The organism is Gardnerella vaginalis (assembly GCF_001563665.1).
In the GTDB taxonomy this organism is placed as follows: domain Bacteria; phylum Actinomycetota; class Actinomycetes; order Actinomycetales; family Bifidobacteriaceae; genus Bifidobacterium; species Bifidobacterium vaginale_A.
Genome location: NZ_KQ961876.1, coordinates 9,706 through 34,754 on the forward strand (window position 1 = coordinate 9,706; position 25,049 = coordinate 34,754).

A 25,049-nucleotide genomic window follows, 5' to 3' on the forward strand; every position below is an offset into this window, starting at 1 on the left:
ACCCACCTATTAAGCCCTTGACATCAATACGACAGTCTCAACGTGATGAGTATTTGGATACAAATCAAACGCGCGCAAGGACTGAACTCTGTAACCAAGTTCTTTAAAAGTGCCGACATCACGAGCAAGACTAGTCGGATCGCAAGCAACATACACAACGCTTCTTACTCCAGACTTCGCAATCTGCTTACAAACTTGAGCTTTAGCACCAGCGCGAGGAGGATCTAGCACAACAACATCTGGATGCGCAAATCGGCGAACAATCTTAGATGACTTACTCGCCTTAAACACATGTGACTCAAGAGTTTGAGCAACATCACCTTCAAGCGCTTCAACAACATCTCTACTAAGACCAGCACGTCCAATATTTCTCCTTGCATTCTTTACAGCAATCGGAGCACCCTCAATACTAAGCACGTGAGCTGGTTCAGCAGCCCCACTAGCACCCGCAGCACCACTAACACCAACACCAACAGCACCAGCAGAATCTCCGCCCACATTAGCCAAAGTCGCAAGCGGAATCGTAAACAAACCCGAACCAGAATACAAATCCCACAAAACAGTATTCTTAGTGCGCCCACCAAGCGCAGAACGAACTAATCCCAAAACATAGTTCACTAAATGCTCTGGAGCTTCGCGATGAATCTGCCAAAAACCGCGCGCATCAACATCGTAATCAAAAGTATGCATATGTGATGAATCACCATCAACAGCAACACGCACACGCTCGCGCAACAAAGCAGAACCTGCAACAATCTCATCGTTTACTATAAGCGCATAATTTTCGCCAATCGCACTAAGAAGCGCAGCCTTATCACTAGGATTATCACTAGAATCAACACCAAAATCCAGACCCTCAACCCTAGGCTCTGGAACAGCAAGGCGAATTTGCGAATTCGGCTCAAATTTACGATTCCACAAATCCAAAGAATCCGCAACAGCTAAAACAGCACGCGATGCAAGTGGCATAGTATCAATCGCAATGCGATCATGTGACTCGCGCTTTCGCATAGACAATCGCCCTTCATTATCAGCAACCAACTCCATGCGCGTACGCCAATTAAATCCGTTAAGCTCCTCATCGCCTGGCATTCGCTCAACTCTAACATCGTTATCCAAAACATCCATATGCGCTAAACGCTGGAATTGATTGGCAATCACGGAAGATTTCCAACGAATCTGTCCAGGCAAAGAAACGTGAATTAAATCAGCGCCTCCAACTCCGCCGCCCTGAGCCAAGGGACCCGCGAGTTTCCATTTCGGCTCCACACGATCCGCGCTAGGCTCTAAAACTTCCACAACTTCACCAGTGAAAAAGTGAGCTTTTGCACGCATCGGCTCATCCATGCGTACAACGACCAGCTCTCCAGGGAGCGCAAATCGCACAAACACAACGCGTCCATCAAGATGACCTACACATCTTCCTTGATCTGCATAACGCTCAATACGCATCGTAACTTGCATAGACTACCCCTTAATTTTACGTTTGGACGAACTGATTTTCATCACTCTAATTTACAGCTACAGTGCTCGAGCTTTGATTTTCTCCACGATGATTAGTTTCACGATGATTTTCTCCGCTCTGATTTTCTCCGCTATAATTTTCCCACGATGATTTTCTTCGCACTGATTATCTTAGCCCTTATTTATTTTCACTCTGATTTACTTCACTCTTGTTATCTTCACTCTTATGAGGTAATGGAAGATTAGTTTCATCCTTATTATCTTTATCTTTATCTTTATCTTCACGATTTTTATGATGCAATCTCATAAACGGAGTTGCAATAATCAAGTAGGAAACCCAAATCGCGAGCGCCCAGAACGGCAATCCCATAATCAATCGAACAGTTCCAAGCCACACAAAGTGATTCATCAAATATAATGGCACTTGCAAAACGAGCCTCAGCACAAAAACGCAAATCCACAATCCAGTAACATACATGTAAGCTCGCTTAAGCGGCTTATAGTCAAGCCACTCATGAAGCCAAGCGCCAAAATTTTCAGTAGGCATTTTACGAATCGACTCAATCACAAGCCCTAAAGCAGGCACTCGAACAATTAGCGATATAGCAAGAAAAACACCGTAAACAGCATTGGTAATAAATCCCAACACGTAATAGTCGCCAGCTTTATGACTTGTCCAAACCCAAATAAGGCATATTGTAATGGAAACAAGTCCGCTAATTACTCCCATAAGCGACTGCTTCTGAATAAGACGAATCACAACTTGCAAAACAGCAAGAACAGCGGATGCAATAACAGTTGTCTGCACGTTTCGTGTTACAACATAGCAAATAACGAACAATAAGCCAGGTAGCATGGATTCAACTATTCCTCGAACTCCACCAATTGAATCAACTACAGAAAAATTGTTTCCTTTAGATCCAATAGAAGCCAAAGATGCCAACCCTGAGCGTTTCTTATTTGATGTATTATGGCTTAAACCATTATTCTCCAACAGCGTATCCTTTTACTATCGAACTTATACAAGTCATATTAACTAGACTTATTCACAAGTACTTCTAACTAGACTTACAGCTAAACGCATTCACTAGACTTAAAACTAAGCCTAATATGATTATTACGAAACTTACTACTTACAACTACTCGCAACTACTTACTACACTTACGATTACTTACTACTTACAAGTATCCACGACTACTTACGATTACTTCAATCGCAAATATCTAGCTTGAAACCGAAAGCTTATCGATATCTAACTTATAGAAATCTAGATTACTTCTATCTAATTTCTGAGAACATAGGGCCACGAGTAAGAGTAGTCTTAACTTCAACTTGCTGATCTTTACCTAAAGGCCTATCATCACGCTTTAGAATAGAATCTTGAGAACTATCACCGCTTTCACCAGAGTTCTCACCAGAGCTTTCACCAGTAGCATCTTCCACTTCAACAGTAGCTTCAGAAAGCCCTAGTGCATCTCTCAACGCTTCAGCGCGCTGCTTAGCAGTTATTGGTTCATGCATAGGAATTAAATCACGAGGAGCCATAGGTTCATCTCCTCGATTCACAACAATATTTGAGAACCAGCCATTAAGTGCTAAAGTTTCATCACTATTTTTCATAGATTGTTCAGCAGCCTGCCCAGAGAATATGCCACGAAGCATCCAACGCGAACCATCTACACCAACAAATCTAGTTTGTACAGTTTTACCTTCAACGCTTACTGGAAGAAGCAATTCTTTACCAAAAGCTCCATCTATTTCAGTTATTTTGTCATTACTCTCAATAAGCTCTTTACGAATATCATCCCAAATCCCACTAGACTTAGGTGCTGCAAATGCCTCGATTGACACGCTTGATGAACCATATGTAGCAATAACTCCCATTATATGATTTGTTTCACGATGCTTCTTCAAACGCAACGAAATTCCTTGAAGGAACGGTAGATAAAAAGAACCCAAATCCAAATAATCACTATAGTCTGGAACATTATCATCATTGACATCCCAAGGACCATGCTGTATTTCACCATCATAATCAGAAGAATTAGCAGAATCAGCAGAATCATCATAATTATCAGACGTTTTTGAAGCGCTGATATAATTGTTATCTTCTTTATTATCTAAATCTTGTTGTTTTTCACGCGATTCTTCCACTTCCTTAGTGGACTTTGCATTAGCAGCATGAGATCCGCGCTTAAAACCAAACCAGCCCATCATTCCTCGTTTCTTATAATTACAACTTAAAAACAATCAGCATTATATAAATTATTTAAGATTGCTCGACTCACTAAGACTACCACAAGCAAAGCACCATATTTATGCGTGTATTGAAACTATTTTCTAAATTAAAAGCAAAACAATACTAAATTTAAAAAAGTCACAACAATACAAACGCACAACGAAACAATGAAACTACTATCACAAATTATATCGGATCGTTAAAGGAGCATGATCCGACCATCTAGTATCGTAACTTTGTGCTCGATCGATAACAAATCCGCAAGCTGTTTCAGCAAGCTCTGGAGTAGCAAATTGATAATCTAACCTCCATCCAACGTTATTATCAAACGCCTTACCGCGCTGACTCCACCATGTGTATGGACCTTGAATATCTCCTGCAAGCATTCGCATAACATCAACAAACTCATACTCGTTAATCCAACGGTCAATATAAGCACGCTCTTCAGGCAAGAATCCAGCATTTTTTTCATTAGCTTTAGCATTTTTTATATCTAAAACAGTGTGCGCAATATTAAAATCACCGCATAAAATCGCCTGATTCCCACCGCTTGCAGCGATATCACGAAGTTCACCTAAACGAGTGAGCATTGTGTCTAAAAATCGGAATTTTTGATGCATTTTTTCAACGTCATCAACATTGCCAGCATGAACGTAAACACTTACAACAGTAATCTCATAACCTTGCGGAGTGAGCACATCTGTTTCAATCCAACGTCCAGAATCCACATCCTCACTTAAACCAGGCAATCCATAGCGCTTTCCAACTACAGGAAGTGATGTAACTAGCGCTACGCCAGCACGACCTTTTACTTTGCAAACTTCGTTGATATACGTAAAATTGTCGTTTTCATGAGAATTTTCTTTAATCTCATTATTTTCAGATTCGATATATCCAATTTTAATTTTCGACATAATTGCATCGATTGCATCTTGAGGAGCACGCACTTCTTGCATACACCACACATCAGAAGTGTGCGAATCAGACCAATCAAGCATACCCTTTTTAGAAGCTGCACGAATACCATTTAAGTTTGAAGTTGTAATTGCAATCATATTAAACCTTTGTTTTACGTATATATAAGAGTCTAGTCTAAACACAAAAAATACGAAAACACTAATAAACAGAAAAACAACAAGAAAGACAACAGCATAAAAAATAACAACATAAAGAAAAACACCAAGAAAACAAACACAACAACACAAAAATATAACTAATAAGAATTACTTATAAGCTACGCTCTAGGAAATGCTTGAGAATAACGTTTTTTTAGAGCTTCAATTGAAACATGAGTATATCTTTGAGTAGTTGTAAGCGAAGAATGACCTAATAATTCTTGCACTTCACGCAAATCAGCTCCACCATTAAGCATATGAGTTGCAGCACTATGTCGCAAAGAGTGAGGAGAAATATCTGGAACATGAGCTAGAGCAGCCATTCTATGAACTACTTCTCTAACTACCCTTTGATCTATCCTCTTTCCACGAGCTCCAACAAATAAAGCTTTTTCAGCAGTATCATTTATTTCACGACTCGATTCATGATTACGATTTTTCTTATTAAGCTCTATAACATCACCGTAACCTTTATTTGAAAAATTATCAAAACAATCTACTTTTACAAGCTCTCCTCGCCCATAAGTAGAAAGCCATTCTTGCAAAGCACGCGCAGCTGGTATACCAAATGGTATTACTCTCTGCTTATTGCCTTTACCTGTAACCTTAACTGTATTATTTTCAAAATTAACATCATTCAAGCTTAAAAGTACAAGTTCCCCAACACGCATACCTGTAGCATATAGAAGCTCTAACATTGCAGTATCACGCAAACGCAATGCCCTATCATGAGAAGATTTATTAGCTGGTTTAACAAAGTTACTAGAAGATTCACTATCAGAGTTACCAGAAGATTCATTAACAGAACTATCAGAGCCGTCATAGATATCAGAATACTCACTATCAGACCCGTCAGAACCACTTGAAGATTCATTAACAGAACTATCCGAATTATCAAAATTATTAGAATTATCAGAATTATAAGAAATATCAGAAGATTTATTCTGCTCACTTAAATTTGAATTATTACATAAACTTTCATTCACAGAAAAAGACTTGAAAGAAACAGAATCACTTTGCGAATCCGCATAGTCCATAAGTCTTTTTGCAAGGGATTCATCTAATACATTTGGAAGAACATTTGCTATTTTAGGAGTACAAATAATTTGTGCAGGATTAGATTTTATGTTATTTGAATGCACACACCAATCTAAAAATCCGCGAATAGCTACTACTTTCCTCGCTAAACTAGAACGAACAACCTGTGAAGACTCATAAGCCATCCATAATCTAATATCGTTAGTTGAAAGTCTATTTAGTTCTTCTTCACCGCAATCTTCACACCATTTAAGAAATCGCTCAACATCTGAACCATACGCTTTAACAGTATGCTTACTTAAACCTTTATTGTTTGTAATATACGAACAATAATCTTCAAGAAGCTTACAAAATCGCATATTCTTCATAGCTTTCACCATTGATTAAATCTAATTTTTAATATTTAACTCAGCACTTTAATTGAAAGAATATCTTATTTTAAGGGTTTTTGAAATCGTCTTTCTAAAATAGGTTTCCACCGAACTATTTCCGATGAGTCTATATACATTTCTTGAGCAGGACGAGAACCATTAGCAGCAGGATCTCGCATTATATGAAGAGTTACACCATTCCAATCAATCACATGACCAATAACGTCATAATATTCACGATGCTTACACTCAGATTCACCTGGAATATTTCTGATTTTGCAAGTTCTAACAACAATTCGAGCGCCCATAGGAATTACATCCGGAAGATTAAAACTATCTATAGAACAAGATTTATTTTGCGATTGCATAGATCACCACTTAACGCATAAATTTCAACATATTTGCGTTTTTTCTTACAAGAAATTCATATGAATATTTACTATCAACAGAAAGCTTGTTAGCAGCATAAAACTTTCCATCAAAAAAGTCTTTATTATTTGAAATTCCAATAATTTCTTCACCTTTTTTAGCAGAATTCAAAAGATTCTCGCGCCAAGAAGATGACGAATCACACTCACAAGAATCACACTCACAACCGTGCTCTAAATGCTTTTTTGAAATATTTTTACTTTTACTTAAACGCATAGCATACTTATATTCACGCCAAGCTTTAGCTTCATCAAAAAATTCTCGCTCAGCATCATCCGAATTTTGTGCAGAATCTTCTAACATACTTGCAGCTTTATCTAACTGCGCAATAAGCGAGCGCAAAAGTATTGACACATTATCTCTATCTTCGCTAACCATAGCACGAGTGCGCTGTGGATCAGTTAAAGATACACGCGTCATATCTCTCCAAGATCCAGCAGCGAGCTGTATTGCAATATTGCGATTGGGATTATTGCATAATACGTTTGCTAGCGCAGTAGCAACAACATGAGGCATGTGAGATATTAAAGCAGCTGATTTGTCGTGAACACTATCGTTAATTACTATTGCTCTATTTTTACATACGTTAGTAATAACATGTAAAACATTTGCTACACGCCATAATTGCGTACAAGAGTCTACAGTCAATGCCCATAATGCACTATCTAAAAGTTCGTTGCAAGATGCTTCCCAACCACTAAACTCACTTCCAGCCATTGGATGTGCACCAACATAACAATTTGCAAGATTAGCTTCTTTTACTTGCTGTCTAACTAAACTTTTTACACTACCAACATCACTAAGTGTAGTAATAGATTTATCTATATTATGTTCTAATTGCGAAAGAACAATTGGCATAGAAGATAAAGAATTGCAAAGGAATAATACATTAGGCTTCTTCAGTACAAGTTCTTTAACACTATCCACACATATAATTCCTAATTCTTTCGCTTGATTATACATTTGAGAATGTCGATTATATGCATACACAGTACAGTTTTCTTTAGCTAATCGTTTTGCTAAAGATCCACCTATAAGACCTAATCCCAAAATTCCTACGCTGAATGTTTCACTATTAGTGTTTAACATATTCACTCTATAATGTTTAATAATGTTTATTTACTACTTTTTAACTCCACCAAAACGACGATTTCGATGCTCATAACGCTCTATAGAACGCCACAAAGCTTCTCTAGTGTAGTCTGGGAATAATTCAGGAACAAAATCAAGTTCAGCATAAGATGCTTCCCACGGCAAAAAATTACTCGTGCGCTGTTCACCAGATGTACGAATAACTAAATCACAATCAGGAACATCAGGATTATATAAATGATCTGAAATCATTTTCTCCGTGACACGATCACCTTTGATTTTACCTTCTCGAACCTCTTTAAGAATAGATGCGCAAGCATCAGCAATTTCTGCACGACCGCCGTAGTTAATGCAAAAAATTACATCAATAGTAGAATTATTCTTCGTATATTCTTGTGCACGCTCTAATTCATCAATTACAGACTTCCATAATCGAGGACGTCTACCAGACCACCTGACTCTTACTCCCCAATCGTTCATCTGTTTTACGCGTCTACGAATAATATCCCTAGAAAATCCCATCAAAAAATGTACTTCTTGCGGAGAGCGCTTCCAGTTTTCAGTTGAAAACGTATACAAACTCAAGTATCTAACTCCAGCTTCTATAGCTCCAGCAATGATATCGAATACAACTGGCTCAGCAGCTCGATGACCTTCTGTGCGAATCATGCCCCGCTCTTGCGCCCATCTACCATTCCCATCCATAATTACGCCAATGTGACGAGGAACTGCATTTTTAGAAAAATCAGGTATGCGCGAAGGGTCGCTAAAAGGAGCAGCAGGAATATCTAAAGATGTATAATCAACATTTTCGCTAAGCATAATTATGAATCTAACAACTCCATTAAACGAACACAACACTCATCTAAAACAATAATTCATAATAATCAAAATAAATTATAAACACCATTAAATGAGCGAAATAAATTACCAATACTATTTTCAAGAAAAATTACTTATACTACAGATTCATTTCCTCTCTTTGAGGATTAAGAAACTTTGGAAGACCAAGTAGTTTCATAATTAAAGCTACAAGCACTGGAATAACAACCAATAATATAACTGAGCTTATCATTCCATACATGTAATCAGAAACTTCATATCTAGAATTGAATAATATAGTTAAAGAAGTGAAATAAACAAATACATAAATAAATGAAGATGCAAATGTTACAATTATAGAACTTACAATATTCGATCTTTTACGAATCATAAACTTACATTGCAAAACTTCTAAAACAATAGCAAAAATAACTATTGGCAGTATGGCATAAACAATGAATTTCAAATAATATTCAAAATTATAATCTTTTTCAACTATAAATCTGAAAAATGTTTCAACCAAAAAACTAGTTCCTATAGAACAAATAGAAGGTAAGATAACTGAATACTTTTTACGAAGCACTATTGCAAATGCTAATATTAGAGTAAACGGTAACAATGAATAAGAAAACCACAAAAAGTCAACCATAAATAACTGCGGCAGAATGCGATAATAATGAATAGTATAAATATTAAACCAAACATATAAAACTCTATTAGAAAAATAGGTAAGGAAAATAGAAACTACGCAAATAATAGCTAATAATATTTTTTCTCTTTTATTCCATGTAGAACTATAGTATGTTTCTAAGCGTTCAGTTTCAGCATTTTGCCTATATCCATATTGAGATTTGTTTTGGTTATAAGTCATAGAATGCGAATAATCAGGCTTCTGATAACCAGACTGACCATTAAATTGCATCTGAGAATACTGAGATTGTGGATACTGAGCCTGAGCAAACTGCGACTGTGGATACTGAGCCTGTGGATACTGAGCTTGATTATATTGAGCTTGTGGATACTGCTGTTGCGGCTGAGCAAACTGAGCTTGCGCTTGAGCAAACTGCGGCTGATTAAATTGATTATAAGCTTGAGAAGACTGGTTATAATTTTGAGGTGCATAAGGCTGAGAAGGCTGGTTAAATTGCGCATTCTGCTGATTGAATTGCATCTGAGAATACTGAGATTGCTGAGACTGCGCTTGAGGATACTGAGATTGCTGAGGCTGAGCCTGAGGATACTGTGAAGATTGACCGTGAAGATTTGAAGAATCTGAAGCAGGCGAAGAAGATTTAGGATCGAACGAAATACTAGCATCTGAATTCATAGATGATTCATAAGCACTAGGATCTTGTTGTTGTTTGAAACTATTATTGCTATCTTCATTAGAATAATTACTATTTTCAGGAGTATTATTCACTTGATTTTTGCTACTAAAATCATCAATACTATTATTGACATCGCTCATTTAAAACCTCCAAACTCAATGATCACAGTTATAAAATATTGTCATCACTTTCTGCTCATAAATCAATCAGCTAGCGCAAATTATTACATAAATATGCAAATTATTACGCAAAACTATTAAACAAGTATACATTAGTAAAACATAAATTTACTTAAAACTGACTTAAAAAATCAGAACATAAAGAAAGAATTAAAACGTAAAAATACTACTTATTACTTACTTCTTAAACTAAAAACTATCCGAAAAATTCATAGAACGAATCGGACGTTCTAAATAATATTCACACCAAGATTTCACACAAGCAACAACAACATCATCTAAAGCACTTCCATCAAGATTATTCCAATCTCCTTGTATCAATGCACGAATTTTCTGGCGAACTTCATCATTACAACGTAAAGATTCACTAGAACAATCAGAAGCACAGGTAATACCACCAGAAGATGGACTAAAATAGCAAAGATTTTCATTCGTTCCGCACACAGCACAAGAATCAATACGTGGCAACCAGCCTGCAATACATAATGCACGCATAACATACGACATTCCTATTGTTTCAGGAGAATGTGCATTACGAGAAAGTGCAGATAAAGCAGCAATAAGCAATGCGTATTGTGAAGAAGAATCTTGATATGAATCACCAACAATATCGTCTACAACTTCAACCATTAGATTTGCATATTTATACAAATCATAGTCTGCGCATATAGATGCTGCATAAGCATACAGCGAAACAGCTTGCGAAATAACATCAAGAGATTTGCCTTTAGCAATCAACGTGCTAACGCGCATAAACGGTTCTAGTCTTCCGCCAAAACGCGACTTTAATTTCCGCACACCTTTTGCAACAGCCTTAACTTTCCCATGGTTACGAGTAAGCATAATAACTATACGATCTGCTTCACCAAGTGGAAAAGTTCTAAGCACTACCGCTTCATCACTATATACAGGCATATTTTCTTACTAAAAACACTTCCTAAATTGCCGTATATAATTTAGGATCGAATCTAATTATTCTCGCTATCTGAAGTATCGCTATCCGAAGTATCACTATCCGAAGAGCTGTCGAAAGAGCCTAACTTATTCATTATTGGGAAAGATAAGTCAGGTATATCTAAATTAAGGCTTCGACTTTGCTCAAAATTAAGCGAAGAATGATCCTCACTATTAGAATTCAAATCCGAATTTGAGGAATCAGAAACTAAAGGCTCAGAAACTAAAGGCTCAGAACTGCTTTTCTTAGGAGCAGGAGGAAAAGCTGGAGGAAGTGGAGCAGATGACTTATTAACATTAGACAATACAGTTGCGCTTTGGATCATATCGTCATCTGTATCAGAATTATCATCATCTGAATCATGTTCAACTGGAGCAAAAATACTTTGCTTTTCAGGAACAGCTCCATTAGCCAAATCACTTAATGAAGAAGATACTACAGGATTTTCTTTATCTAACTCAGCATTAGAATCACCAAAAAGATTAGATGCGCTTAGTGCAGCTTCAACAGTTCCTTCAGCATTAGCACTAGAGGAAGTAGGAGCAAATGATGGCAAACTAGATACATTTTTTTCACTAGATTCAGCTGAATTATCCTCACTATTTTTTACTAAGGAAGACAAACCAAACTCAGAATCAGATTTCTCTTCTGAATTAGAACCCTCATAAGAATCAGCAGCGTTTACATCTAAATCATTAGAAATACGGTCATAAGACTCAAGCTTACTTAATACACGAACACAAGCATTCAAATAATAATCAACTTGACGCTCATCATATCCGTGCTTACCTTTACGCTGTGTAAAAACAATATCAGACACAAATTCAGACTCAATTTCATCAAGAATATCTTCTTCAGTATCCCATGAAGGAGCACGACCTAAAGAAACAGCTATTTTATCTAGAATCTGATTAACCAACTCATCTACTTGAGTACGATCATATGAAGGACGCTTATCTTCGCCTGGAGCAAAACGTTGACGCTCAGCGCGCTTAGCATGCTTTAATAAAGTGCGATAAATATCTTCAAGTTCTGCTTTCCAAACAACTCGACCGCGATGCGAAATATCATACTCAGTGATTTTATCTACTACAGCATTTTCTAAGCGAGATAGCGCAGCATCAACTTGAGAAATAACATATCCATTGCGTTCCAAATCAAAAGATACTTCTTGAATATCTTTCTGAGTCAATTCCATATCGTTGCTCACATACGATTTGTGAGCACGCTCAAGAAATTCATTTACTTGCGATACATTATAACCGAACTTACGCTTTCCAACTCGTTCCATACTGGAAGTATTACGAGAAGTATTGGTGTTCTGAGCCATCGACGATTGACCTCCTGAGCGAATAATCCTATTTGCTATACTTTACGCGACTGTTTCGACTCGCGCCACAACACATGCTCGAGTATTATTATTAGCATGCTTAAATTTCCTTGTATTACGCACATTATAAAAGACAATTTTGAAAAATTCGTGACGATTATTAAATCATGCTCGAAATCAGTTTATTGTTACTTTTCATACCACTCGATTAGGTATTTTATTGGAATAGCAGCTGTAATACTTGCAATCTTTGCACTGATTCTTCCGAGCGCTTACGTAATTGAAGAACCAGGGCCGACACAAGACGTAATGGGTAAAATCGATGGATTAGAAGTTATAAATATAAAAACAGATGCACCAAAAAAATCTGGAAAATTACTATTACTTACAGTTGGAATTTCAGGCGTACCAGGATATGAAACATCAACATTAAATGCTATTACATCTTGGCTTAACACAAATCGCGATGTTCTTCCACGCGAATTGATAGTTCCTATTGGTCAAACAGCAAATCAATACGAAGAAGAATCAGAAAATGAGATGAATTCATCTCAAGATAGTGCAATAAAAGCTGCAAAAAATAAAGCTAAAGAACTTGGATTATCTGCTGAAGGCAAAAAAATATCTCTACATGTAGAAGATATAGGCGGACCTTCTGCAGGAATGATATACACTCTCGGAATACTAAATAAGCTATCTAAATACGATATAACAGGCGGAAAAGTAATTGCAGGAACAGGCACTATTGACGAGAAAGGAAACGTTGGAGAAATAGGCGGAATACGCCTAAAAATGATAGGAGCAAAACGTGACGGAGCGACTTGGTTTTTAGCGCCAGAATCTAATTGTGACGAAGTAGTCGGACACATACCAAATGGAATGAGAGTTGTAAAAGTCGCAACGATTGACGAAGCATTGAAAGCTTTAGAAGTTATTAGATCTGGAAAAGACGTGAACAATCTTCCGGCTTGTAGATTAAGAAAATAAAATGTAATAAAAGTGAAAAATAAGCAAAAGTAAAAAATATTACGACACAACTTGACTCTAGTACATACCATAATGTATCTTGTTTCAAGCGGGCGATTAGCTCAGCTGGCTAGAGCGCCACCTTTACACGGTGGATGTCGGGGGTTCGAGTCCCTCATCGCCCACAATTTCCGCTATTGATTATTGGTCACAAAATTTTTTATTTTGAAATCATTTATTCTGAAATTTTTTATTTAAACTATTTTCGCAACTATTTTTAGGAATTATTATCTATTTTTATAATTCTTATTCTTAACATTTATTCAAGCTATTTGAACTATTCAAACTATTTAACTATTCAAGCTATTCAAACTATTCAAACTATTTAACGTTCTGCTCTACGAATCAACATTCCGGGTTCGAAAATAATAATTGACCTTCCACGGCGTTTAATCCATCCTCGGTTAGAAAAATCCATCAAAGCTTTATTAACTGTTTCACGAGAAGATCCAACTAATTGAGCTAATTCCTCTTGTGTTAAATCATGCTGAACTAATAGCCCTTCACGAATAGGCTCGCCAAATCTAGAAGCTAAATTCAATATAGTCTTAGCTAAACGCGCTGGAACATCCATAAACACTAAGTCGGAAATATGTTCATTATTTGCACGAAGTCGTGCAGCTAAAACTTGCAACATGCTCACAGCAACCGTAGGATGCTTACCAATCCAAGCAAAAAGCACATCGTGATCCACCCACAACACAGACGTATTATCTGTTAGCGCAATTGCAGATGCAGTACGCGGACCACCTGCAGGATCAAAAACTGGGATTTCACCAAGAATTTCACCATGCGTGTGAATACTTAAAAGTTGAATACGATTATCACGAGAATGTCTTACAAGCTTAACGCGACCACGCTCGAGAAGATACATTCTGTGATCTTTATCTCCCTCATTAAAAATCACATCACCTTTAGAAAACACAGATTGCCTTAAACTCTCAAATAGCTCACGAGCTTCATCTAAAGGAACATGCTTAAACAAAGTAGTGTGAGAAAGAGGCAAATCTTCCGTTGCGATATTAAAATTACTCTTCTTTAATACCACTTTTACCTCCAATATTCGTAAGCAGCTATCTTCATTGGGCTACTTTGACAACTCCATGAACAATTATATATAACCACCATCTATTTTAATACATTTTTCAATCACTTATTGACAGATTCGACATAAAACATCTACACATGATACAGGATAATGGATATAACATTATAATGCATTTTATTATTCAAACGAATAATTTATATATTTATAAACTTACTTTCATAGCATCAAGACACCAAGCATTTTCATAAGATACTTCTTTCCAACTATTGTATCTTCCAGAAGTTCCTCCATGACCGCCGTCTGTTTGTATATACGCTATAGCGTCAATCCCAGATTCCTGTAAACGAGCTAACCATTTAATTGGCTCTGTAACAAGAACTCTAGTATCGTTCATAGAAGTAGTAATCAATATTTTTGGAAAATGATTCAAAGTATTTCCACAATTCTCACTCTTAGAATTACTTGAAAATTCAGGAATATTTTCGTAAGGAGAATAAGATTTCATATATTTATAATCTTCAACATTGTCTAAAGGATCTCCCCATTCATCCCATTCAGTTACAGTCAAAGGCAATGAAGTATCCAACATAGTTGTAAGAGAATCAACAAAAGGCACATCGGCTTCTATTCCAGAATAAAGATTAGGAGCCATATTTGCCACAGCTCCCATAAGAAGACCGCCAGCAGAACCTCCATTGGCAACAGTTTGTTCACAAGACGCATATCCTTGTTCTTGTAATGAATAAGTTGCATCAATAAAATCTTCAAAAGTATGCTTTTTATTACGTCGTCTACCTTGTTCATACCAAGCTCGACCCATTTCTCCACCGCCACGCACATGTACTTGCGCATACAAGACTCCGCGATCCAATAAACTTAATCTAGAAACACAAAACGCTGGATCTGAACTTATTTCATAAGCACCATAAGCAGTTATAAACATAGCGTTTGTATTAGCTACAGTATCGCGATTCCACACCAACGAAACAGGAACACGCTCACCATCTCTAGCAATAATCCAAACTCTGCGTTCAGCATAGCGATTCTCATCAAAATCGCCAAGAATTTTACCTTTTTTTAAAAGTCTATCTTCACCTGTTATTGGATTTAATTCACGCAATTGACCTAAAGTAGCATAACTAGAAAAAGCATAACGTAAACATGGAGCTTCGTAAGATGGGTTTCCAACAGGGTAAATAGAATACAACCTATTAGCATTTACATCTTTTTGCGAGATTGTTTGAAGTTTTACTCTTGTTTGAAAACTAGAAGAATCTTTAGCAGAAGAATCTTTAACAGAAGAATTAGCATAACTTTCAGTTGAAGATTTATTGAAATCAAAGCATTCAGCGTCAAATGAAGAACACTCAGCAAAGTCAGAACACTCAGCAGAATCTAAAATATTATTTACACAAATTTCTCTAAAATTCCACGGTCTTGCGTCAAGAAAATCTTTAACAGCTTCAGCCTTAGACACAACAGCCAAATGAGGCAAGCCATTTGCACGATAAGTTATCAATGCATAATTTTTATACATAGATAATCCATCAATACTTAAACCTACGCATCCTTGCATAATACTTGGATTTTCAGCAGCAAAATAAGGAGTGCTAATTGGCATATTAGAAGCATCATGAATGACTTCATCACCTTTTTCGCATCCGTAAGGAGATCCGGAAGCAATACAAACTCCATCTCCAATATCGTATGGCATATTCTTACAAATAATGTCAAAATTATTTGAGTAAGAATTATTTACAGGATTGCGCATATCAATAACATCAATCTCAAAATTAGGATTACGCGCATTATGGTTAATAATAACTAAAGGAATATCTTCACCATCTTCACCACCATGCTCAAAACAAGCAAAAGATACATCGTACTCAACTCCATCAATAGGATTAACAACCATGCGAAAATCGTCTTCTGGAGAACTTAAAGGAGTTATAAGCACTTTAGAAGTAGTCTTGGAATCACTACAAATTACTACATACCTATCATCAAAACTAATAGATGCATTTACCCAAAATCGCTCGTCTAATTCCTCATAAACTTTTACATCACTACTTGTTGGTTCTCCTACTTTATGCCTGAAAACTTGATATGGACGCCATGCATCATCTAATCGCACATACCACACCCATTTTCCATCAGGAGAAAGAGATGCAGAAGAAATACCTTTCCAAGAATCATCTAATTGAGTATAAGTGACAGTTCTACGCTTTGAGGATGCAGATTCTTCAATGTGAAGATCGCGAATATAGTAGTCATATCGCTCGTCTCCATGAACATCTATTCCATAGAGCATGCGCATACCGTCTAAACTTACATCCATCCCACCTAGTCTAAAGAACGATGAATTAGTAATATTGGCTTCTAAATTTGCATCAAAAATAACTTCTTCATAATCTGTAGTTCCAGGTTCTGCTTTTTCATCAATTACAGGCGCAACCCAATCATCATCTTTAATAACTGGAATTCTGCACTGAATTGCATACTGACTCCCTTCACAAGTTCGCACATAATACCAATATCCATTCATTCGAGTTGGTACAGACATATCTGTTTCTTGTACTCTTGACTTCAATTCTTGAAATAATTTTTTACGCAATCCACTTAAATGCGCGACTTTAGACGAAGTGTACTTATTTTGAGCATCAATATATTTACGAACAATAGGATTATTACAATCCTTCATCCAAGCATAATTATCTATAAAAATATCACCATGATATTCACGTTTTTCTGGAATTTTTTCAGCCACAGGAGGATTAACAGAATTATTTTCATCACATTTGGCACTAGAGTCACAATCGCAAGTATTAAAAATATCCATATTTTCTTCCACTCTTAATCCCCAACAACTTAAACTTTCAATATTTTGACCTATAAAAGAGTATTTTACAATAAATCAGCACCAATCGGAGCTATAGGCAAAACAAAATTTACAGTTGTACCTTGATTAGGCTTACTCCACAAAGTAATCCAACCATTATGTGTTAATGCAACATGCTTCGCAATTGCCAACCCTAGACCAACACCGTCTTGACTATTATCGTTTTGATTACTAGAACGATAAAAACGTTCAAAAATACGCGATTGATCGCATAGCGGAATTCCAACACCGCAATCTACTACTTTAATAAGAGCATATTTTCCACTCCCTGACACGACTGCTTTAATAGAAACAACGCCATTCTTATGAGAATAAACAATAGCATTTTCAACTAATTTACGAATAGCAGTACAAATCTGATTTTCATAACCTAAAACTTTCAAAGAAGACTCAGATTGGACTCTAATTTTCACACAGCAATTTTTAGCTAAAGAAACAACCTGATTTTTAACTTCATCAATAATATCTTTAACAGATAAAATACTTGAATCATTAGGATTTATAGGATCTTGAGCGCTGATTAAAAGCAACAAATCTTCTAACATATGTTCAAGACGCTTAGACGATTTATTTGCGAGCGCAGCTACATTTTTTATTTTCTCTTCGCTTACATCACTTACACGCTCAAATTGCAAAACTTTAGTCAAATTTGAAATCATGCGAGTAGAACTTATAAGCTGATCAGAAACATTAGATATAAAATCTTCACGAGTTTGAGCAAAACGATGAGCAGCACTAGTATCTTCAATAATTACAACAATCAAGCCATTTCCAATACTTCCAACCGTAACATTAAGCCAATTAGGTCTAGTTACTGTTGATAAAGCAGATGTTTTACAATTCTCACAATTATCTCTAGACTCATAAGAATCGTGATCTAAGCTAAAAACATCATCTTGAACATCAATATATCTGTCAGGAGTAGAAGTAACTAAATTAAAACGCTCACATGTTCCAGAAGAACGAACATTATTAACTGCACGTATTACTTTTGGCTGAACAATCGAATCATCATCAGCAACAACTCCAAGCATATAAGCTTCAAAGCTTGCACGAATCACATCATTTTCAGAATCAATTACAATAGTTGGAGAATTGAGCATAGCCAAAACTTTAGAAGCATCTTCGCTAATATCATCTGCGTTCGAGGAAGAATCATAAGGAATATTATTTAGATTTGCTTTAGAAAATCTAAAAGATTTTAATATAAAACACTTAAATCTAGAAAAAAATTGAATAATGCAATTAGAGAGTGGCAAAAACCAATCCGATATAAGCATAAACAAAGCTAACAAGACGCATACAACAACAACGCCAAATACTATAAACACAACAGTTGAAGAATCTTGAGGCATATTTTTATAATCTCATATTTCTCACGTTTTAGTAACACTAAATAAAATATATTGTAATTCTTGTATCTCAGTTAATAAAATCCTAAGACAAATTAGAAACTTTTAACAATTCACTCTAAAAAATCACAATCTTAGTTGTAAGCGTCACTTATAATTAGATAGAGCGCTTGCAAACAATTACGCGAACAAGAAAGGACACACCATGAGAGTGATTTTCAACGAAGAGATGAAAGCCGTGGCTAAAGACTTAGAACGCATGGCTGAGCTTGTAGCAAAAGCCATGAACGATTCTGGAAACGCGTTAGTTAAAGCAGATATAGATCTTGCACAAGAAGTCATAGACCAAGATATAAAACTTGATGCACTAGAAGATAGAGTAATTGACCAATGCTTAACTTTGCTTGCAAGACAAAATCCAGTTGCAACAGATTTGCGAGAAGTTGTAGCAACAATGCGACTAGCAACTACATTCGAACGCATGGGAGATCTAACAAGCCACATAGCACAAATTACAAGACGAACTTGGCCTGATTCAGCAATACCTGAAGAAGCTAAAGATACTGTCACTTCGATGATCGATTTTCTGCACGTGCTTTCTGGACGACTAACAGATATGCTTTCAAAGCATGATGTCGAAATTGCAAATGCAATAATAGATAGTGACGATACACTTGATAAGTTGCACGAGAAGATTTTCTCAACTGTTGAAAGTGATTCTTGGCATGGAACACGTAAACAACTTATTGATTTAGTTTTACTAAGCAGGTTTATTGAGCGTATTGGAGATCATTGCGTAGCTGCAGCAAGGCAAGTAGTGTTTATTGTTTCAGGTTTCGATCCGTCTAAGAAGCCAGAGCCAGATAAAGACACGATTGTTGAATAAAGAGTTAATTACTAAATAACTAAAATACAAGCAAAATACAAAAAAGTAGGTCTGCAAAGCTTGTTTTACAGACCTACTTTTTTAAAATAATAACAGACTATTACTTTTGACCTTGAGCAGCAACAGCAGCAGCGCCAGCAGCAGCAGCTTCTGGATCCAAGTATTCACCACGAGGCTTAATTGGCTTAAAGTTTTCATCCAACTCGTAAAGCAAAGGAATAGCTGTAGGAATATTAACCTTTGAAATCTCTTCCTCGCTAAAGCCATCAAGCATCTTAACAATAGCGCGCAAGCTATTGCCATGAGCTGCAATCATTACAGTCTTGCCTGACTTAAGTTCTGGAATAATATCGGACTCCCAATAAGGTGTCACTCGAGTTACAACATTTGCCAAAGCCTCAGTTTCTGGGACTGGCTCCCCTGCATAACGAGGATCATTAGATTGAGAATATTGATCGTTTGGATCAATCTCAGGAGGTGGAGTTGCGTAAGAACGACGCCAAATCATAAACTTCTCATCGCCATATTCTTGACGAATTGCAGACTTGTTCTTACCTTGCAAAGCACCATAGTGACGCTCATTCAAACGCCAGCTCCTGCGAACTGGAATCCAAAGGCGATCTGCTGCATCAAGAGCATAATTTGCTGTATTGATAGCTCTACGAAGCAAAGAAGTGAACACGATGTCTGGAAGAACATTCTTCTCTTTAAGAAGCTCGCCACCATGCTTAGCTTCCTCAACACCTTGCTCAGTCAGCGGTACATCAACCCAACCAGTAAACTGATTGGTTTTATTCCATGCGCTCTGACCATGTCGGAGCAATACTAATTTATATGTCATAATTACCTAGTCTATTCGTTTCGTACGACTACTTGCATTAAATTTTGCATCAACTAGCGCAATGGCTTTACAAGTGGGAATGTAATAGTTTCGCGAATAGTTGCACCAGTAAGCGCAATAAGCAAACGATCAATACCCATGCCCATTCCGCCTGCAGGAGGCATACCAACACCAAGAGCTTCAATGAAGTCCTCGTCAATATCCATTGCTTCAACATCTCCAGCCAAAGCATCCTTAGCTTGAGCAACAAAACGTTCTCGCTGAACAACAGGATCATTAAGCTCTGAATAGCCGGTTGCAAGTTCGAATCCACGAACATACAAATCCCACTTCTCAACCATTCCAGGCTTCGTACGATGACCCTTAACAAGCGGGCTTGTTTCAACTGGGAAGTCGCGCACAAATGTTGGCTCATAAAGCTTATCCTCGTAGAAATGCTCCCACAAGTGCTCAACCAACTTGCCGTGATTCTCAACTTCATCGCGCTCAACGCCGAGTTTATCTGCCAGTGTGCCTAAATGCTCAACAGAAGTTTCAGGAGTAATCTCTTCACCCAAAGCCTCGCTAAGCGAACCATACATTGTAATTTGCTTCCACTCGCCACCGAAATCATATTCTTCGCCGTTAAGCAAAGTAACTTTAGTAGATCCGAAAGCGTCAATTGCAGATTTTTGAATCAATTCTTTAGTAAGATCTGCAATCGTATCGTATGTTCCATAAGCTTGATAAGCCTCAAGCATTGTAAACTCTGGAGCGTGAGTTGCATCCACACCTTCATTTCTAAAATCACGATTGATTTCGAACACTCGCTCAATGCCACCAACCAAGCAACGCTTCAAGAAAAGCTCAGGAGCAATTCTCAAATAAAGATCAATATCAAAAGCGTTCATATGAGTAGTAAATGGTCGAGCTGCAGCGCCACCATGAACAGTTTGCAACATTGGAGTTTCAACTTCCAAGAAGTCATGACTGTCGAAGGTTCGGCGAAGAGAAGCAACAGCGCGAGAACGCTTGCGAACCATATCGCGAATCTTCTCATCTGCAATCATGCCAATATAAGGCTTACGTGTGCGAGTATCATCACTCAATTCCTTATGCAAAGCAGGAAGAGGTTGTAAAGCCTTAGCAGCAATCGCCCATTCGGTTACAAATACTGACAACTCGCCTGTTTTTGAAGAAATCACACGACCACGCACATACAAGTGATCGCCTAAATCAACTATCTGCTTGAAGCTTTTAATGGATTCATCGCCAATTTCCTTCTTAGAAACCATAGCCTGAATCGTAGTTCCATCTCCAGCAGAAAGTTTCACGAAACACAATCCACCTGCATTACGCAAGAAAAGAACACGACCTGCAATACCAACCTCGGTATCAGTTTCTTCGCCAGCTTGAAGCTTACCATCAAACTGCTTACGAACATCATCAATAGTGTCCGTAACATTAAGATGAACTGGATAAGGCTGCACACCTTCCTTAAGCATCATCGCACGCTTAGCAACACGCATTTGCACTTGCTCAGGATGCGCAAGTGGACCAAATTCCTTGTTACTTGGGTCTATTGCTTCATCAAGCGTTGCACCTTCATCAACTCGCTTAGCAATTGCTTCATCTTGTGCAAGCAGCATCTCAGCGCGCTCAACGGTGCCCATTTCATTTGTGTTATCTGTTTCTTCGTCTTCTGCAGCGTTTTGTGCGGCAGGCATTGCAGTATTCGTGTCAATCATAATCGTTAAGTGTAGTCAAAAGGGAATACAGCATGAAAATATAGAAATAAATTGTATGTGCCAACCTGTAACATTACGGACGTTGTTGAAACATTCATATGATTTTTCAACATCGGGCTGTAGCGCAGTTTGGTAGCGCGCTTCGTTCGGGACGAAGAGGCCGCGGGTTCAAATCCCGCCAGCCCGACTTTTGGCAAAACGTTGATATATCAACGTTTTTAGCTTGTTCTTATGGTTCAAAAATAGGTCGAATGTGCAAATGATGTGCAAATAACTCACATTTACACAACAAATAAATGAACTCTGCTTTATGTAAATAAACTAAAACAAATCAACACTTAAAACTAGCGATTTAACTACGAAACTTATTGACGAGTAATTTGGCTCTCCACCCAATCGACAATATAAGGAGCGCATTGTTCAACTTGATTCATAGCTACTTCAAACTCTAGAGGACCTCCGTACCACGGATCAGCTAAATCAAGAAGCATTTCACGCCCGGTGGCAGGCTTTTGAATATATGGATCAAAAGAACGATACATATGCACAAGAGAACGCTTTTCAACTGGCAATAATCTAATCAACGAGCGCATATGCGAAGCTGTCATTGGCAAGAATAGGTTTGTTTCCGCGATCTCACTTGCATCAATACGGTGAGCAAAATGAGTTCTAGGCAAATTGTAACCACGCTTAATTAACTCTCTTTTAGCGCGATTGTCAATAGGATTACCATATTCTTCATCGCTAACACCACTCGATTTAACAGCTACAACATCACCCAAACCTCTTAGCTGAAACTCGTTTCGCAAAACAATCTCCGCCATAGGAGAACGACAAATATTACCTGTACAAACAGTCATAACAACATAAGGATTCTTAGCATCTACGTGAATTTTATTATCACAATTCATAATTCTGCCCCATTATCTAACTGGTTTATAAACCATAAATTTATATTTTGCGAAAACTTTCTTTCCATCGACTTTCATTTCAGAAGTAATCCACTCGCCTTCGCGATCAACCTTCCACAAACCTTCATCTACGAGATGCATAATATTTGGAGCAAAAGTATCAGCATTCACTCTAAAATCAATTTGTGTTACATAAGCAGCATCAACAATATTAGAGTTAATTATCTCCTTAAATATTGACCCTCCTCCAATAATCCAAATCGCTACACCGTCTTTAGGTAAATCAATGCAATTTGGATGATTCTTATCTTCAATCCATTGATAAGCATAAGAAATAGCGTCATTTATACTCGTAAAACTTTTTGCTCCATCAGGCATAAAATCAGGATTTCTAGACACAATAATATTTTCACGTCCCGGAAGAGGACGGAATTTTTCTGGCATAGAATCCCATGTTCCACGACCCATAATCACAGGGCAACCAATTGTCATCTCCTTAAAATAGCGCAAATCCGGAGAAAGTCTCCAAGGCATACCACCATTTACTCCCATTGCACCAATGTTGCCTTCTAAATCTAGAGCTTGTCCCCAAATTAAACGTACTGGAATACCATTTAGCATAAAAACTCCTAGGCGACTCAAATTCGCTAAAAATCAACAAAATAATAATCAAACAGCAACTGGCGCTTTAATAGTAGGATGATGCTTATAATCAACAACCTTAAAATCACTGTATTCGTAGTCAAAAATCGAAGAAGCCTTATGAATTTCAAGATGCGGATATTGATATGGAACGCGAGAAAGTTGTTCTAAAACCTGTTCAACATGATTATCGTAAATATGACAATCACCGCCAGTCCACACAAATTCTCCAGGCTTCAAACCTGCTTGCTGAGCCATCATCATAGTTAAAAGAGAATATGAAGCTATATTAAAAGGAACGCCAAGGAACATGTCACAAGAACGTTGATACAACTGACATGAAAGCTTTCCATCTGCAACATAAAATTGGAAAAGCGAGTGGCACGGAGGCAACGCCATATTCTCAACTTCAGCAGGATTCCAAGCGCTAACAATCATTCTACGAGAATCAGGATGATTTTTCATAAGATCTAAAACATTAGCAATCTGATCAATCGTGCGATTAGGATTTTCTTTAGTCGCAGCTGGCCAACTCCTCCACTGCACACCGTAAACAGGGCCTAAATCACCATTTTCATCAGCCCACTCATCCCAAATATGAACTCCATTTTCTTGAAGCCATCGCACATTACTTGAGCCTTTAAGAAACCAAAGTAATTCGTAAGCAAGACCTTTGAAAAACACTGTTTTCGTAGTAATAAGCGGAAAATATTCACTTATATCAAAACGAATTTGCTGTCCAAAAAGCGAAATTGTACCTGTACCAGTACGATCTGATTTTAACGTCCCTTCCATCAAGATTTTTCGCACTAAATCTTCATATGGAGTAGGTACATCTGATATTGGTTTTTGCGGTACACGCGCACGAATTGCTGCAAGTTCATCTTTTGTTAAAGCCATAATGCCATTTTAACAAAATGCTAATAAATTTTAGAAGATAAAATTGTCAAAATTTTAATAAGACACTATCAAATTTACTAAAATATTTCTAATAAACATAAAAATTTTATTGTAAACAATTGTATAGGATTATTTACAAAGAAAGTTAAGTATAGATTGTGTACTAGTGAGGCGTGGAAATTACTTAACGAACAATAAAAAGCGAAACGGTATTTGAAGAAGTTACACCTAATCCAAACTCTTTATAAAACTAAAGTAAGCTAAAATCTAACTTTTACTACTACAAGCAACAACATTTAAACATGCGTAAAAAGTTGAAGCTCCTGTGAGGTAAGTAATTCCCACACCTCACAAACACAGTCAAAAAACAGTAAATTTTATCAACAATTGTATAGGATTATTTACAAAGTATGCTTTGCCATTAGTTAGGCAGAGATTTAAGATTTTTCGCCCT

Annotated in this window: 21 protein-coding genes and 2 tRNA genes; 4 read left to right on the forward strand and 19 right to left on the reverse strand. The window is 37.1% G+C overall.

Translation table 11 applies throughout. From position 1 onward, the window contains the following. Positions 1-9 precede the first annotated feature (9 nt). The 11 genes from HMPREF3230_RS05790 to HMPREF3230_RS05840 all read right to left on the reverse strand — a co-directional run bounded on the left by HMPREF3230_RS05790 (position 10) and on the right by HMPREF3230_RS05840 (position 12,363). Positions 10-1,464 (reverse strand): class I SAM-dependent RNA methyltransferase, encoded by a 1,455-nt coding sequence (locus HMPREF3230_RS05790; RefSeq protein WP_075523982.1) that lies wholly within the window; start codon positions 1,462-1,464, stop codon positions 10-12. A gap of 178 nt (positions 1,465-1,642) precedes the next feature. After that, the gene (locus HMPREF3230_RS05795) at positions 1,643-2,458 is read right to left on the reverse strand and encodes a DUF3159 domain-containing protein (RefSeq protein WP_075523983.1); all 816 of its coding nucleotides are present in this window, start codon (positions 2,456-2,458) and stop codon (positions 1,643-1,645) included. 285 nt (positions 2,459-2,743) lie between these two features. Next, positions 2,744-3,679, reverse strand: a complete 936-nt coding sequence (locus tag HMPREF3230_RS05800; RefSeq protein WP_082266323.1) for a DUF3710 domain-containing protein — start codon at positions 3,677-3,679, stop codon at positions 2,744-2,746. 204 nt (positions 3,680-3,883) lie between these two features. Next, the gene (locus HMPREF3230_RS05805) at positions 3,884-4,759 is read right to left on the reverse strand and encodes an exodeoxyribonuclease III (RefSeq protein WP_075523984.1); all 876 of its coding nucleotides are present in this window, start codon (positions 4,757-4,759) and stop codon (positions 3,884-3,886) included. 179 nt (positions 4,760-4,938) lie between these two features. After that, on the reverse strand, positions 4,939-6,225 hold the full coding sequence (locus HMPREF3230_RS05810) for a tyrosine recombinase XerC (protein ID WP_075523985.1): 1,287 nt from the start codon (positions 6,223-6,225) through the stop codon (positions 4,939-4,941). Positions 6,226-6,290: 65 nt separating this feature from the next. Then, entirely contained in the window at positions 6,291-6,596 is a 306-nt protein-coding gene (locus HMPREF3230_RS05815; RefSeq protein ID WP_075523986.1) for a DUF6725 family protein, read from the reverse strand. A 10-nt stretch (positions 6,597-6,606) separates the two neighbouring features. Beyond that, positions 6,607-7,746 carry a prephenate dehydrogenase gene (locus tag HMPREF3230_RS05820; RefSeq protein WP_082266324.1) on the reverse strand — a complete coding sequence of 380 codons (1,140 nt, stop codon included), beginning with the start codon at positions 7,744-7,746 and terminating at the stop codon, positions 6,607-6,609. Positions 7,747-7,779: 33 nt separating this feature from the next. Continuing rightward, positions 7,780-8,571 (reverse strand): isoprenyl transferase, encoded by a 792-nt coding sequence (locus HMPREF3230_RS05825; protein WP_075523987.1) that lies wholly within the window; start codon positions 8,569-8,571, stop codon positions 7,780-7,782. A gap of 139 nt (positions 8,572-8,710) precedes the next feature. Next, complete coding sequence (locus HMPREF3230_RS05830; protein WP_075523988.1) at positions 8,711-10,039, reverse strand: hypothetical protein; 1,329 nt, start codon at positions 10,037-10,039, stop codon at positions 8,711-8,713. A gap of 228 nt (positions 10,040-10,267) precedes the next feature. Further along, positions 10,268-10,993 carry a DNA repair protein RecO gene (recO, locus tag HMPREF3230_RS05835; protein WP_075523989.1) on the reverse strand — a complete coding sequence of 242 codons (726 nt, stop codon included), beginning with the start codon at positions 10,991-10,993 and terminating at the stop codon, positions 10,268-10,270. 53 nt (positions 10,994-11,046) lie between these two features. Next, positions 11,047-12,363: a DivIVA domain-containing protein gene (locus HMPREF3230_RS05840; RefSeq protein ID WP_075523990.1), complete on the reverse strand. Its 1,317-nt coding sequence runs from the start codon at positions 12,361-12,363 to the stop codon at positions 11,047-11,049. Between the two features lie 96 nt (positions 12,364-12,459). On the opposite strand from HMPREF3230_RS05840, the gene HMPREF3230_RS05845 reads away from it, so the two are divergent. Further along, the gene (locus tag HMPREF3230_RS05845) at positions 12,460-13,350 is read left to right on the forward strand and encodes a S16 family serine protease (protein ID WP_082266325.1); all 891 of its coding nucleotides are present in this window, start codon (positions 12,460-12,462) and stop codon (positions 13,348-13,350) included. Positions 13,351-13,440: 90 nt separating this feature from the next. Beyond that, positions 13,441-13,514 (forward strand) — tRNA-Val (locus tag HMPREF3230_RS05850). A gap of 200 nt (positions 13,515-13,714) precedes the next feature. On the opposite strand, the gene HMPREF3230_RS05855 is transcribed toward HMPREF3230_RS05850, so the two are convergent. From HMPREF3230_RS05855 to HMPREF3230_RS05865, 3 genes are all read right to left on the reverse strand, one after another. Next, positions 13,715-14,437 (reverse strand): Crp/Fnr family transcriptional regulator, encoded by a 723-nt coding sequence (locus HMPREF3230_RS05855; RefSeq protein ID WP_075523991.1) that lies wholly within the window; start codon positions 14,435-14,437, stop codon positions 13,715-13,717. A gap of 202 nt (positions 14,438-14,639) precedes the next feature. Continuing rightward, on the reverse strand, positions 14,640-17,276 hold the full coding sequence (locus tag HMPREF3230_RS05860; protein WP_075524003.1) for a S9 family peptidase: 2,637 nt from the start codon (positions 17,274-17,276) through the stop codon (positions 14,640-14,642). Positions 17,277-17,341: 65 nt separating this feature from the next. Continuing rightward, entirely contained in the window at positions 17,342-18,691 is a 1,350-nt protein-coding gene (locus HMPREF3230_RS05865; protein ID WP_075523992.1) for a sensor histidine kinase, read from the reverse strand. 202 nt (positions 18,692-18,893) lie between these two features. Here HMPREF3230_RS05865 and phoU point away from each other — a divergent pair, with 202 nt between their 5' ends. Next, the gene (gene phoU / locus HMPREF3230_RS05870) at positions 18,894-19,574 is read left to right on the forward strand and encodes a phosphate signaling complex protein PhoU (protein WP_075523993.1); all 681 of its coding nucleotides are present in this window, start codon (positions 18,894-18,896) and stop codon (positions 19,572-19,574) included. Positions 19,575-19,674: 100 nt separating this feature from the next. On the opposite strand, the gene HMPREF3230_RS05875 is transcribed toward phoU, so the two are convergent. Next, entirely contained in the window at positions 19,675-20,415 is a 741-nt protein-coding gene (locus HMPREF3230_RS05875) for a phosphoglyceromutase (RefSeq protein ID WP_075523994.1), read from the reverse strand. A 53-nt stretch (positions 20,416-20,468) separates the two neighbouring features. Continuing rightward, complete coding sequence (gene lysS, locus HMPREF3230_RS05880) at positions 20,469-22,142, reverse strand: lysine--tRNA ligase (protein WP_075523995.1); 1,674 nt, start codon at positions 22,140-22,142, stop codon at positions 20,469-20,471. 113 nt (positions 22,143-22,255) lie between these two features. On the opposite strand from lysS, the gene HMPREF3230_RS05885 reads away from it, so the two are divergent. Then, a tRNA-Pro gene (locus tag HMPREF3230_RS05885) sits at positions 22,256-22,329 on the forward strand. A 178-nt stretch (positions 22,330-22,507) separates the two neighbouring features. On the opposite strand, the gene HMPREF3230_RS05890 is transcribed toward HMPREF3230_RS05885, so the two are convergent. The 3 genes from HMPREF3230_RS05890 to HMPREF3230_RS05900 are packed head-to-tail and all read right to left on the reverse strand — an operon-like array spanning position 22,508 to position 24,595. Beyond that, the gene (locus HMPREF3230_RS05890) at positions 22,508-23,053 is read right to left on the reverse strand and encodes a low molecular weight protein-tyrosine-phosphatase (protein WP_075523996.1); all 546 of its coding nucleotides are present in this window, start codon (positions 23,051-23,053) and stop codon (positions 22,508-22,510) included. 12 nt (positions 23,054-23,065) lie between these two features. Beyond that, positions 23,066-23,674 (reverse strand): dihydrofolate reductase, encoded by a 609-nt coding sequence (locus HMPREF3230_RS05895; protein ID WP_075523997.1) that lies wholly within the window; start codon positions 23,672-23,674, stop codon positions 23,066-23,068. Positions 23,675-23,722: 48 nt separating this feature from the next. Next, positions 23,723-24,595, reverse strand: a complete 873-nt coding sequence (locus HMPREF3230_RS05900; RefSeq protein ID WP_075523998.1) for a thymidylate synthase — start codon at positions 24,593-24,595, stop codon at positions 23,723-23,725. Positions 24,596-25,049: the final 454 nt, after the last annotated feature.